This is a genomic window from Streptomyces sp. NPDC101132 (assembly GCF_044759225.1).
GTDB lineage: Bacteria > Actinomycetota > Actinomycetes > Streptomycetales > Streptomycetaceae > Streptomyces.
Window position 1 is genome coordinate 492119 of sequence record NZ_JBIVYX010000002.1, and the last position, 12396, is coordinate 504514.

9 protein-coding genes are annotated in these 12396 nt (G+C 73.4%); 7 read left to right on the forward strand and 2 right to left on the reverse strand.

Features of this window, described 5'->3' with window-relative positions; all coding sequences use genetic code 11:
- The first annotated feature begins 54 nt into the window (after positions 1 to 54).
- Both ACIQUR_RS06445 and ACIQUR_RS06450 read left to right on the forward strand, forming a co-directional pair.
- Complete coding sequence (locus tag ACIQUR_RS06445) at positions 55 to 540, forward strand: GNAT family N-acetyltransferase (RefSeq protein ID WP_403659838.1); 486 nt, start codon at positions 55 to 57, stop codon at positions 538 to 540.
- Positions 541 to 637: 97 nt separating this feature from the next.
- A complete protein-coding gene (locus ACIQUR_RS06450; RefSeq protein WP_403659841.1) occupies positions 638 to 1429 on the forward strand; it encodes an exodeoxyribonuclease III in 792 nt (263 codons plus the stop codon).
- Positions 1430 to 1447: 18 nt separating this feature from the next.
- Here ACIQUR_RS06450 and ACIQUR_RS06455 read toward each other — a convergent pair whose 3' ends face one another.
- A complete protein-coding gene (locus ACIQUR_RS06455) occupies positions 1448 to 2218 on the reverse strand; it encodes a MerR family transcriptional regulator (RefSeq protein WP_403659198.1) in 771 nt (256 codons plus the stop codon).
- 167 nt (positions 2219 to 2385) lie between these two features.
- Here ACIQUR_RS06455 and ACIQUR_RS06460 point away from each other — a divergent pair, with 167 nt between their 5' ends.
- From ACIQUR_RS06460 to ACIQUR_RS06470, 3 genes are read left to right on the forward strand one after another with little or no spacing between them, the layout of a single operon-like run.
- Positions 2386 to 4017: a flavin-containing monooxygenase gene (locus ACIQUR_RS06460; RefSeq protein WP_403659201.1), complete on the forward strand. Its 1632-nt coding sequence runs from the start codon at positions 2386 to 2388 to the stop codon at positions 4015 to 4017.
- Positions 4014 to 4937 (forward strand): alpha/beta fold hydrolase, encoded by a 924-nt coding sequence (locus tag ACIQUR_RS06465; protein ID WP_403659204.1) that lies wholly within the window; start codon positions 4014 to 4016, stop codon positions 4935 to 4937. Before ACIQUR_RS06460 ends, ACIQUR_RS06465 begins: the two co-directional genes overlap by 4 nt.
- Positions 4934 to 5818 (forward strand): SDR family oxidoreductase, encoded by an 885-nt coding sequence (locus ACIQUR_RS06470; protein ID WP_403659207.1) that lies wholly within the window; start codon positions 4934 to 4936, stop codon positions 5816 to 5818. The genes ACIQUR_RS06465 and ACIQUR_RS06470 overlap by 4 nt, the downstream gene beginning before the upstream one ends.
- Before the next feature lie 89 nt (positions 5819 to 5907).
- Here the strand turns inward: ACIQUR_RS06470 and ACIQUR_RS06475 are convergent, their stop codons facing one another.
- The gene (locus ACIQUR_RS06475; RefSeq protein ID WP_403659210.1) at positions 5908 to 9210 is read right to left on the reverse strand and encodes a S41 family peptidase; all 3303 of its coding nucleotides are present in this window, start codon (positions 9208 to 9210) and stop codon (positions 5908 to 5910) included.
- 232 nt (positions 9211 to 9442) lie between these two features.
- On the opposite strand from ACIQUR_RS06475, the gene ACIQUR_RS06480 reads away from it, so the two are divergent.
- Positions 9443 to 10033 carry a TetR/AcrR family transcriptional regulator gene (locus tag ACIQUR_RS06480; protein WP_399949786.1) on the forward strand — a complete coding sequence of 197 codons (591 nt, stop codon included), beginning with the start codon at positions 9443 to 9445 and terminating at the stop codon, positions 10031 to 10033.
- 103 nt (positions 10034 to 10136) lie between these two features.
- Complete coding sequence (locus ACIQUR_RS06485) at positions 10137 to 12347, forward strand: MMPL family transporter (RefSeq protein ID WP_403659213.1); 2211 nt, start codon at positions 10137 to 10139, stop codon at positions 12345 to 12347.
- Positions 12348 to 12396 lie beyond the last annotated feature (49 nt).

A 12396-nucleotide genomic window follows, 5' to 3' on the forward strand; every position in this document is an offset into this window, starting at 1 on the left:
CGAATGCCTCACGGGACCACGGACGGGACCGCCCGCCGCACCGACCACGGGATCATCGAGATCCGGCCCACGCCGTACGACCACCCGGACGCGGTGGAGCTGAACGACCGCGTGCAGATCGAGTACCGGCAGCGGTACGACGGCGAGGGCGACGCGACGCCGCTCGACCCCGGCATGTTCACCCCGCCCAACGGCCTGTACCTGCTGGCGTACAACGCCGCGGGCGAGCCGCTGGCCAGCGGCGGCTGGCGAGCCCAGGACGAGAACGAAGAGGGCTACACGGACGGCGACGCCGAGCTCAAGCGCATGTACGTCGTCCCCGAGGCCCGCGGCCTCGGGCTGGCCCGGCGCATCCTCGCGGAGCTGGAGGACTCGGCGCGCGCGGCGGGCCGGCTGCGGATGGCCCTGGAGACCGGCGACCAGCAGCCGGAGGCGATCAAGCTCTACCTGTCCGAGGGGTACGAGCACGTGACCCGGAAGTTCGGCCTGTACCGGGAGTACCCCTCCAGCCGCTGCATGGCCAAGCGGCTCCGCCCCTGAGCGCCGCCCCGGGAATTGGGACGCGGAGCCGCCGCGGGGCCGGCTCCGGTTAGGCTCTCCACGTTTTGTCCGATCTGGGGAGCCCGCTTTGATCACCGTGACCTCCGTGAACGTCAACGGCATCCGTGCCGCGTCCAAGAAGGGCCTGGTGCCCTGGCTCGCCGGCACCGACGCCGATGTGGTCTGCATGCAGGAGGTGCGGGCCGAGGCGCACCAGATCCCGGACGAGCTGCGCGAGCCCGAGGGCTGGCACACCCTGCACGCCCCCGCTGCGGCCAAGGGCCGGGCCGGCGTCTCGCTGTACACCCGCCGGGCCCCCGAGCGCGTCCAGGTCGGGTTCGGCAGCGAGGAGTTCGACGGCAGCGGCCGGTACGTCGAGGCCGACCTGCCCGGCGTCACGGTCGCGAGCCTCTACCTGCCCTCGGGCGAGGCGGGCACCGCCAAGCAGGACGAGAAGTACCGGTTCATGGCGGAGTTCCTGCCCTACCTCGCCGAGCTGAAGGTCCGCTCGGCCGCCGAGGGGCGCGAGGTGCTGGTCTGCGGCGACTGGAACATCTGCCACAACGAGGCGGACCTCAAGAACTGGAAGACCAACCGCAAGAGCGCCGGCTTCCTCCCCGAGGAGCGCGAGTGGCTCGGCAAGGTCTACGGCGACGAGGGCGGGTACGTCGACGTGATGCGCGCCCTGCACCCCGAGCAGGCCGGCCCGTACTCCTGGTGGTCCTACCGCGGCCGCGCCTTCGACAACGACGCGGGCTGGCGGATCGACCTGCACGTGGCCACGCCCGGACTGGCCGGGAAGGCGGTCAAGGGCTTCGTCGAGCGCGCCGAGACCCACCCCGAGCGCTGGTCCGACCACGCGCCGGTCACCGTGGTCTACGACCTCTGACGGGCGGACCGGCGGCGGTCACTGCCCCCGCAGCCGCCGGTCCATCGCCATCGAGAGTTCCGCCTCCACCACGCTCTTCGCGAGCGGGCGGAGGCGGTCCACGGCCTTGGCCAGCACCTCCGGGTCCACCGGGCGGGCGGGGGCCACGGGGCCGGCCGGGTCCACGGGACCGGCGGTGTGCTCCGGCTCCGCCGGTACGTGCGCCTCGATCAGCTCGGTGAAGAGGCCGGCCAGCGCCTCCGCGTGCTCCCGCACCCGCCGGCCCGTCTCCAGGACGGCCGCCAGCGGCACGCCCTCGCGCACCAGCGCCGAGGAGACGTCCAGCAGCCGCCGGCTGACGTGCACGATCTCGTCGCCGTCCACCGCGAGGTAGCCGAGGTCCAGCGAGGCGGCCAGGTTCTCCGGCGTGACCTCGCCCTCGAAGTAGTCGGCCAGCTCCTCGGGGGTGAGCCGGACCGGCGTCTCCTCCGACCAGCCCAGGCCGCCGCCCTCGCCCAGTCCGAGCAGTTCGCCGAGCTGGTTCACGTCCCGGCCGTTCTCGAAGGCGGCGGTCAGCTCCGCGATGCCGCCCAGGGTGTGTCCGCGCTCCAGCAGGGCCGCGATGGTCCGCAGCCGGGCCAGGTGGTGGCCGTCGTACCAGGCGATCCGGCCCTCGCGGCGCGGCGGCGGCAGCAGCTTCCGCTCGCGGTAGAAGCGCAGGGTGCGCACCGTGATCCCGGCCGCATCCGCCAGCTCCTCCGTGCGGTATTCGCGTACCGTGCCCTGGGGTTCCGCCTCGTGTTCCGACACACCCGCAGCCTAAGCGCTCGCGGGTCCGGCGAGGGGACCGGCCGGGCGACGGCCCGTACCGGCGGTAACTTTCCCCGCGGACCCCCTACCCATGAGTACGGAGCTGCTCTACGCTCCACCGTGCCAGTGATTGCTGGCAGAGTCGCGAACTGCGGGAGGGCGGCGGCATGGCCGAGCGCGAGCACGTACGAGTGGCGGTGGTCGGATCCGGATTCGGCGGTCTGGGGGCGGCCGTCCGGCTGCGCCGCGAGGGGATCACCGACTTCGTGGTGCTGGAGCGGGCCGGCTCCGTGGGCGGCACCTGGCGGGACAACAGCTACCCGGGCTGCGCCTGCGACGTCCCCTCCCACCTCTACTCCTTCTCCTTCGCCCCCAACCCCGACTGGCCCCGCACCTTCTCCGGCCAGCCGCACATCCGCGCCTACCTGGAGCACGTCGCCGACACCTTCGGCCTGCGCCCGCACATCCGCCTGGACCACGAGGTCCGCATGATGCGCTGGGACGCCGAGGAGCTGCACTGGGAGATCGAGACCTCGGGCGGGAACCTGACCGCCGACGTGGTGGTCTCCGCGACCGGACCGCTCTCCGACCCGAAGATGCCGGAGATCCCCGGGCTCGCGGACTTCCCCGGCAAGGTCTTCCACTCGGCCCGCTGGGACCACGACTACGACCTGCGCGGCAAGCGCGTCGCGATGGTCGGCACCGGCGCCTCCGCCATCCAGATCGTCCCGGCCATCGCGCCCGACGTGGAGCGGCTGACGCTCTTCCAGCGCACGCCGCCATGGGTCCTGCCGCGCACCGACCGGGCCATCACCGGCGTCGAGAAGTGGCTGCACCGGCAGCTCCCCTTCACCCGCGCCGCCCGCCGCGGACTGCTGTGGGGCATCCGGGAGCTCCAGGTCAGCGCCTTCACCAAGCGCCCGAACCAGCTCGGCTTCATCGAGACCCTGGCCAAGTCCAACATGGCCCGGGCGATCAAGGACCCGCAGCTGCGGGCCAAGCTGACCCCCGACTACCGCATCGGCTGCAAGCGGATCCTGCTGTCCAGCGAGTACTACCCGGCGCTCGCCCGGCCCAACGTGGACCTGGTCGCCTCGGGCCTGAAGGAGATCCGCGGCTCGGTGCTGGTGGCCGCGGACGGCACGGAGACCGAGGTCGACGCGATCGTCTTCGGCACCGGCTTCCACGTCACCGACATGCCGATCGCCGACCGCGTCGTCGGGGCCGAGGGCCGCACCCTCGCCGAGGAGTGGAAGGACGGCATGCAGTCGCTGCGCGGCGCCACCGCGGCCGGCTTCCCCAACTGGATGACGATCATCGGCCCCAACACCGGGCTCGGGAACAGCTCGATGATCCTCATGATCGAGTCCCAGCTGAACTACATGGCCGACTACCTGCGCCAGCTGGGCGTGCTCGGCGGGCGCGTGGCGCTCGCCGCCCGCCCCTCCGCCGTGCACACCTGGAACCGCAAGGTCCAGGACCGCATGAAGCGGACCGTGTGGAACACCGGTGGCTGCACCAGCTGGTACCTCGACGCCGCGGGCCGCAACACCACGGTCTGGCCCGGCACGACGGGTGAGTTCCGCCGGGAGACGCGGACCGTCGACCTGGCCGAGTACGAGATCGTGCGCGTCGGCAGGCGGGTCCCGGCCCAGGCCGCGGCGGCGAAGGCCGTGGCCGGGTCCTCCGCGAAGGCCCCGGCCAGGACCGCGAAGGCCCCCTCCGCGACCGCGAAGGCCCCCTCCGCGACCGCCAAGGAAGCGAAGGCCGCCGGCGCCGCCGGGGAGGCCTCCGCATGAGCCGCCTCATGCACGTCACCGCCGGCCCCTACGCGCCGCCCGCCGCCCGCCGCGAGCTGGTGGTCACCTCCCGCGACGGCGCCCGGCTGCACGCCGAGGTGCACGGACCCGACGACGCCCCGGCGGTCGTGCTGGCCCACGGCTGGACCTGCTCCACGGCCTTCTGGGCCGCGCAGGTACGGGCCCTGTCGGCCACCCACCGGGTGGTCGCCTACGACCAGCGCGGCCACGGCCGCAGCCCCGCGTCCCCCGGCCGGTACGGCACGGAGGCACTGGCGGACGACCTGGCCGCCGTACTGAAGGCCACCCTCGCGCCGGGCGAGAAGGCGGTGCTCGCCGGCCACTCCATGGGCGGCATGACCCTGATGGCCGCCGCGGACCGCCCCGAGTTCGCCGAGCACGCCGCCGCGGCCCTGCTGTGCAGCACCGGCAGCTCCCGGCTGACCGCCGAGGCGCTGGTGCTCCCCCTCCGGGCCGGTGCCCTGCGCACCCGCGTCACCCGGGCCGTACTCGGCGCCCGCGCCCCGCTCGGGCCGGTCACGCCGGTCGCCAGGAAGGTCCTCAGGTACGCCACCATGGGCCCGGCCTCCTCACCGGACAAGGTCGAGGCCTGCGCCCGCATCGTGCACGCCTGCCCGACCGGCGTCCGCCACGGATGGTCCCAGGTGCTGGCCACCCTCGACCTGGACGCGGGGGTACGGGCGCTCCGCGTGCCCACGGCCGTGCTCGGCGGCACCGCCGACCGGCTCACCCCCATCACCCACGCCCGCTCCCTCGCCGAACGCCTCCCGGACTGCGCCGGCCTCACCGAACTCGCCGGCATGGGCCACATGACCCCCGTCGAGGCCCCCGAGGCCGTCACCGGCCGGATCGCCGAACTCGCGAAGCTGTACGTACCCGCCAAGGAGGAGACGCCGTGAGCGCACGCAGGAGTCTGGAAGGCCAGGTCGCCGTCGTCACCGGAGCCGCCCGCGGCGTCGGCGAGCTGCTGGCCCGCAAGCTGTCGGCGCGCGGCGCGAAGGTCGCGCTGGTGGGCCTGGAGCCCGCGGCGCTCAAGGAGGTCTCCGAGCGGCTGACGACCGACAGCGACCACTGGCACGCCGACGTCACCGACCACGAGGCCATGGCCCGCGTGGCGCAGGAGGTCAAGCAGCGCTTCGGCAAGGTCGACATCGTGGTCGCCAACGCGGGCGTCGCCGCGGGCGGCCCCTTCGCCGACTCCGACCCCGACGCCTGGCGCCGCGTGATCGAGGTCAACCTGATCGGCGGGGCCGTCACCGCCCGGGCCTTCCTCCCCGTCCTCATGGAGAGCCGCGGCTACTTCCTCCAGATCGCCTCGCTGGCCGCCATCACCCCGGCGCCGATGATGACGGCGTACTGCGCCTCCAAGTCCGGCGTCGAGGCCTTCGCGCACAGCCTGCGCGCCGAGGTCGGGTACAAGGGCGTCCAGGTCGGCGTCGGCTACCTGTCCTGGACCGACACCGACATGGTGCGCGGCGCGGACCAGGACGACGTGATGCGCGAGCTGCGGCAGCGGCTGCCCTGGCCGTCGAACCGCACGTACCCGCTCGGACCGGCCGTGGACCGGATCGTCACCGGCATCGAGCGGCGCTCCGCGCACGTGTACGCCCAGTGGTGGCTGCGCGGCATGCAGTCGGTGCGCGGCTACCTGCCGGGCATCATCGCCACCGTCGGGCAGCGGGAGATGCGGCGCTTCGAGCCGCGCCTGGGCAACGTGCGCAAGGGCCTGGTCGGGGCCGGCGGCGCGGCGGACGAGCAGGAACGCACCACCACGCGCTGAGCACCTCCACGCGCTGGGCGCCGCCCGCCGACGGCGTACGACCCGCACCGCGGGGCGCGGACCGGATCCCGGTCCGCACCCCGCCGGCTTCAGCGGGACCGCGGCGGGAGCGCGGGCCGGCGGCGGTCCGGGACGTCGCTGTAGCCCGGCGGCGCCGAGGCCGGGGTGCGCTCCAGCAGTTCCAGCGCCAGGTACACGGCGTCGTCGAGCTGCGCGTGCCGGCCTTCCGCCCAGTCGAGCGGGGTGCGCTGGACGGACAGGTCCGGCTCGACGCCGTGGTTCTCCACGCCCCAGCCGTACTCGTCGAACCAGGCGGCGTTCATCGGCACCGTGATGACCGTGCCGTCGCCCAGGGTGTGCCGGCCGGTCATGCCGACCACCCCGCCCCAGGTCCGCTGGCCGACCACCGGGCCGAGCCCGAGCAGCCGGAAGGCCGCGGTGATCATGTCGCCGTCGGAGGAGGTGGCCTCGTCGGCGAGGGCGACGACCGGTCCCCGGGGCGAGTTGGAGGCGTACGAGACGGCCTGCGCGTCGCGGGTGAGGTCCCAGCCCAGGATGCGGCGGGTGAGCTTCTCGACCACCAGCTCGCTGATGTGCCCGCCGGCGTTGCCGCGCACGTCCACGATCAGCGCGGGCCGGGAGACCTCCATCCGCAGGTCGCGGTTGAACTGGGCCCAGCCCGAGCCGCCCATGTCCGGGATGTGCAGGTAGCCGCACTTGCCGCCGCTGACCTCGCGGACCACGGCCCGGCGCTTGGCCACCCAGTCCTGGTACCGCAGCGGCCGCTCGTCGACCAGCGGCACGACCGCCACCCGGCGGGAGCGGCCCTCGCCCTCGGCCGGCTGGAAGGTCAGCTCGACGGTGGTGCCGCCGGCCGCGGCCAGCAGCGGGTACGGGCCGGCGACCGGGTCGACCGGGCGGCCGTCGACGTGCGTGAGGACGGCGCCCTCGCGGATGCCCGTACCGGCCAGCGGGGAACGGGCCTTGGAGTCCGAGGAGTCGCCGGGCAGGATCCGCGAGACCACCCAGCCCTCCTCGCGCGGCACGAGGTTGGCGCCCAGCAGGCCCATGGCCCGCTGGTAGTGCGGGGGGCCCTCGTTGCGGCGGGAGGCGGCGACGTACGCGTGCGAGGTGCCCAGCTCGCCGAGCACCTCCCGCAGCAGGTCGGCGAACTCGTCGGGGGAGGCGACGCGTTCGACCAGCGGGCGGTACTGGGCGAGCACGCCGTCCCAGTCGATCCCGCACATCTTCGGGTCCCAGAAGTACGCCCGGGTCAGCCGCCCGGCCTCCTCGTACGCCTGCCGCCACTCGGCGGCCGGGTCCACCTCGTGCAGGATCCGCCGCAGGTCCAGGTAGACGGTGGAGTCCCCGTCGCCGGACTCGGTGGCGGGGACGGCGCGCAGGTCGCCGTCGTCCACGACGACGAGGCGGGTGCCGTCGCCGCTGACCGCGAACCAGTCCAGGTCGCCGACGAGTTCGGTCTTGCGGGCCTTGGTGATGTCGAAGAACTCGAGCGTGGGCTTGCCGGAGGTGTCGGCCGGGTTCGCGAAGGTCTCGCCGAGCGCGCCCGAGATGGGCCACCGCATCCAGACCAGGCCGCCGCCGCTGACCGGGTACAGCGCCGAGTACTTGGAGGCGGTCACCGGGAAGGGCGTGACCCGGTTCTCCAGGCCCTCCACCTCCACGGTCACCGTGCCCCCGGAGCCTTCGGCCGGGGAGGGGCCCCCACCCCCCTCGCCCTCGGTCGGGTCGAGCCCGCCCGCCGCCGGCCGGCCGTCGGGCAGCAGGGCGAAGGGGGAGGGCGTCGCGGAGGAGAGGGGGACGAGGTACGGGCGGCAGCCCAGCGGGAAGGAGAGGTCGCCGGTGTGCACGTCGTACACCGGGTCGAAACCGCGCCAGGAGAGGAAGGCCAGGTAGCGGCCGTCCCGTGTGAAGACCGGGTTCTCGTCCTCGAAGCGGCCGTTGGTGACGTCCACGACGGTGCGGGCGCCGGGCCCGGCGATCCGGGCCATCTTGATCTGCCGCAGGGACCGGCCGATGCCCGGGTGGGACCAGGTCAGCCAGGCGCCGTCGGGGGAGAACGCCAGGTCCTTCACGGGGCCGTTGACGGACCGGATCAGCTCGGTCGCCTCGCCGGTGGACTCCTCCGTGGCGTCCAGGAGGAGCAGTCGTCCGTCGTGCGCGGCCACGGCCAGCCGCTCGCCGTCCGGGTCGGCGACCAGCTCCAGGACCCGGCCCAGCTCCCCGGAGGCCAGCCGCCGCGGTTCGCGCTGGCCGCTGGCCCGGGGCAGGTACGCGATCTCGATCGCGTCCTCGCCCTCGGCGTCCGTCACGTACGCGACCTGGCCGCCCGCGCCCAGCATCTCCGGCAGCCGCACCCGCACGCCCGGGGTGTCGGCGATGGTCCTGGCCGGCCCGTCGCGGTGGGTGAGCCAGTACAGCGAACCCCGCACGACCACGGCGCTGGCCCGCCCGGTGGCGTCCACCGAGAGGGAGTCGACGTGGCTGGCGGCCGGTACCGAGTACGGACGCCGTCCCGTGCGCGCGCCGCCCAGCCGGACCGCCAGCCGGCGCGGCTCGGCGTCCGGTTCGAGGGAGTCGACCAGCCACAGGTCCCCGGCGCACTGGTAGACCACGCGCCGCCCGTCGCTGGAGGCGTGCCGGGCGTAGAACTCGTCGTGGTCGGTGTGGCGCCGCAGGTCGGTGCCGTCGGGCAGGCAGGAGTAGAGGTTGCCGATGCCCTCGTGGTCGGAGAGGAAGGCGATCCGGCCCGCCACGAACATGGCGCAGTCGAGGTGGCCGCCGAGGTCCGGCAGCAGCTGCTCGCCGTGCAGCCACAGCCGGCCCATGGCCCCGCCGCGGTAGCGCTTCCACGCGGCGGGCTCGTGCGGGGGCTTGCCGGTGAGGAGCAGGGTCTTCCGCTCGCCGTCCGTCTCGGCGACCGCGATGTCGGAGACGGGTCCCCAGGGCAGGCGCTTGCCCGGGCTGCCGTCGGTGGCCTGGGTGTAGGCCCAGGAGAAGTACGAGAAGGGCTGGCCGTGGGAGGAGACGGCGAGGATGTCGCTCCGGCCGTCCTGGTCCGGCGGGGTCCAGCCGCAGACCCGGGTGTCGGTGGAGCCCCAGTGGCTCAGCCGCCGGGCGGTGCCGCCGTCCACGGGCACCAGGTGGATCTCGGGGTCGAGGCTGCGCCAGGTGGTGAAGGCGATGTGGGACCCGTCCGGGGAGAACCGGGGGTGGCCGATGCGGGTGCGGTCGACGGTGATCCGCCAGGCCCGGCCGGGGGTCTCGCCCTCGGGGACCAGGGGGGCGACCCACAGGTCGTCCTCGGCGGCGAAGCACAGGAGGTCGTCGTGCAGGTGCGGGAACCGGAGGTACGCGACGTCGTGACTCACCCCCCAATGCTTTCCGCGCCAGGGGGGCCCGGCAACTCGTACAGACGAACGCGTGGTGCGAACGCGCGTGTGGTGCGGGCGGGGCGGGGATCCGGTCGAGCCGGCGCCTGCGCGGCGTCGAGGCGTGACGGAGCCCACCTCGAAAGCGAAACGAAACGGTTTCGTTTCGCGTGTCGCAGGGGTATGGTCTTAACAGTACGGAACGGTTTCGTTTGGATGGGAGTCCGGAACGATGGCGGACACGAGCGCCTCACGGCGCAGCCGGATCACCCCCGAGCGGGAGGCCGAGCTGCACGAGGCGGTACTGGACCTCCTGCGTGAGGTCGGGTACGAGGCGCTCACCATGGACGCCGTCGCCGCACGTACGAAGTCCAGCAAGGCCACCCTCTACCGCCAGTGGGGGAGCAAGCCGGAGCTGGTCGCGAAGGCCCTGCGCTGCACCCAGCCGGTCTCCCTCCGGGAGATCGACACGGGCTCGCTGCGCGGCGACTTCGCGGTGATGGTCGAGAAGTCCGACGACGCGCAGATGGCCAAGGACACCGCCCTGCTGCGGGGTCTGGCCCACGCGGTGCACGAGAGCCCCGAGCTGCACACCGCACTGCGCGAACTGCTCATCGAGCCCGAGATCACCGGCCTGGACGCGATGCTGCGCCGGGCCGTGGACCGGGGCGAGGTGGCCGGGGACTGTCCCGCCCTGAGGTTCGTACCGCACATGCTCATCGGCGCGTTCATCGCGCTGCCGCTGATGGAGGACCGCACGCCGGACCGCGCGTTCCTCGCCGATTTCATCGACTCCGTGGTGTTCCCCGCCCTCGGCGTCTGACCCAGCACCTTCCCCTGAGGACCACCTGACACGCCGCTCTCGTCGTCGGGCCGGCTTCCGCATGCCCTGATCCGCACCACGACCTGAACGGGAGAACCACCTCGTGGCCACCTTCCTCTACCGCCTCGGCAGGGGCGCCTTCCGGCGCCGCCGCCTCGTCGCCCTCGTCTGGGTGGCGCTGCTGGTGCTCGCCGGCTTCGGCGCCGCCTCGGCCGCCACCCCGACGTCCAGCTCCTTCTCGATACCCGGCACGGAGGCCCAGAAGGCCTTCGACCTGCTGGAGAAGCGCTTCCCCGGCTCCCGCGCCGACGGCGCCACCGCCCGGGTCGTCTTCAAGGCGCCCGACGGCAAGAAGATCACCGACCCGGCCGCCAAGGCCGAGGTGGAGAAGGTCGTCGCCGACCTGAAGTCCGGCTCGGACCAGGTCGAGCGCGTCGTGGACCCGTACCAGGGCCACGCCGTCAGCCAGGACGGCAAGACGGCCTACGCCCAGGTGACGTACAAGGTCAGCGGCATGGAGCTGACCGACGACACCCGTGAGGCCCTCAAGCAGTCGGGCAAGGAGGCCCAGGCCGCCGGCCTGAAGGTGGAGATCGGCGGCGACGCGCTGATGTCCGTGCCGGAGAGCGGTCCGGGCGAGGTCGTCGGCGTCGTCGTGGCCGGCATCGTCCTCGTCATCACCTTCGGCTCGCTGGTCGCGGCCGGCCTGCCGCTGCTCACCGCGCTGCTCGGCGTCGGCATCGGCGTCTCGTCCATCACCGCCCTGGCGAACGTGCTTGACCTCGGCAGCACCACGTCCACCCTGGCCATGATGATCGGCCTCGCGGTCGGCATCGACTACGCGCTCTTCATCGTCTCCCGCTACCGCGCGGAGCTGGCCGAGGGCCGCGAACGCGACGAGGCCGCGGGCCGCGCGGTGGGCACCGCCGGCTCGGCGGTGGTCTTCGCCGGCCTCACCGTGGTCATCGCCCTGGTGGGCCTGGCCGTCGTGAACATCCCGATGCTCAGCAAGATGGGCTTTGCGGCCGCCGGCACCGTGGTCATCGCCGTCCTGGTCGCCCTCACCCTGATCCCGGCGATGCTGGGCTTCGCGGGCCGCCGCGTGCTGCCCATGGGCACCAAGAGCCGGCTCTTCGGCGGCGGCCGGGAGAAGTCCGCGGACGCCGCGGAGAAGCCCAACATGGGCACCCGCTGGGCCCGGTTCGTGCTGCGCCGCCCGGTGATGGTGCTGCTGGCCGGCGTCATCGGCCTGGGCGTCATCGCCGTACCGGCGAGCAAGCTGGAGATGGGCCTGCCGGACGACGGCGCCCAGCCGGTCTCCACCACCCAGCGCAAGGCCTACGACATGCTGTCCGACGGCTTCGGCCCGGGCTTCAACGGCCCGCTGCTGGTGGTCGTGGACGGCAACAAGGCCGCCGCCGACCGCACGGTCGAGCAGATCAAGGACCTGAAGGGCGTCGTCGCGGTCACCCCGCCCACGCTCAACAAGGCCGGCGACACCGCGATGATCACCGTGGTGCCCAAGGACCGCCCGTCCTCGCCCGAGACCGAGGACCTGGTCCACAGCATCCGCGACGCCAGCGGCGACGACGTGCTCGTCACCGGCCAGACCGCGATGAACATCGACTTCTCGCAGAAGATGAACGACGCGCTGCTGCCCTACCTGGCGCTCGTGGTCGGCCTCGCCTTCCTGCTGCTGATGGTGGTCTTCCGCTCGGTGCTGGTCCCGCTCAAGGCGGCCCTCGGCTTCCTGCTCTCCGTGGTCGCCGCCCTCGGCGCCGTGGTCGCGGTCTTCCAGTGGGGCTGGCTGGGCTCGGTGTTCGGCGTCGAGCAGACCGGCCCGATCATGAGCATGATGCCGATCTTCATGGTCGGCGTGGTCTTCGGCCTCGCGATGGACTACGAGGTCTTCCTGGTCACCCGGATGCGCGAGGCGTACGTCCACGGTGAGCGCCCGGGCCAGGCCATCGTGACCGGCTTCCAGCACGGTGCCCGGGTGGTCGTGGCCGCGGCGGTCATCATGATCGCGGTGTTCGCCGGCTTCATCGGCTCCAGCGAGCAGATGGTCAAGATGATCGGCTTCGGCCTGGCGGTGGCGGTCTTCTTCGACGCCTTCGTGGTCCGCATGGCCATCGTGCCGGCCGTGCTCGCGCTGCTCGGCCACAAGGCGTGGTGGCTGCCGGGCTGGCTGAACCGCCTGCTGCCCAACGTCGACGTCGAGGGCGAGGGGCTGCGCAAGCACCTCGGCGACGACGACGCCCAGGGGCCCGGTGAGCCGGGCGCCGGCGCGGAGCGGGAGCTGGTCGGCGTCTAGCCGGCTCCGGTTCCGGCGGCGGACGGCCGCCGCCGGAGCACGCCCTCAC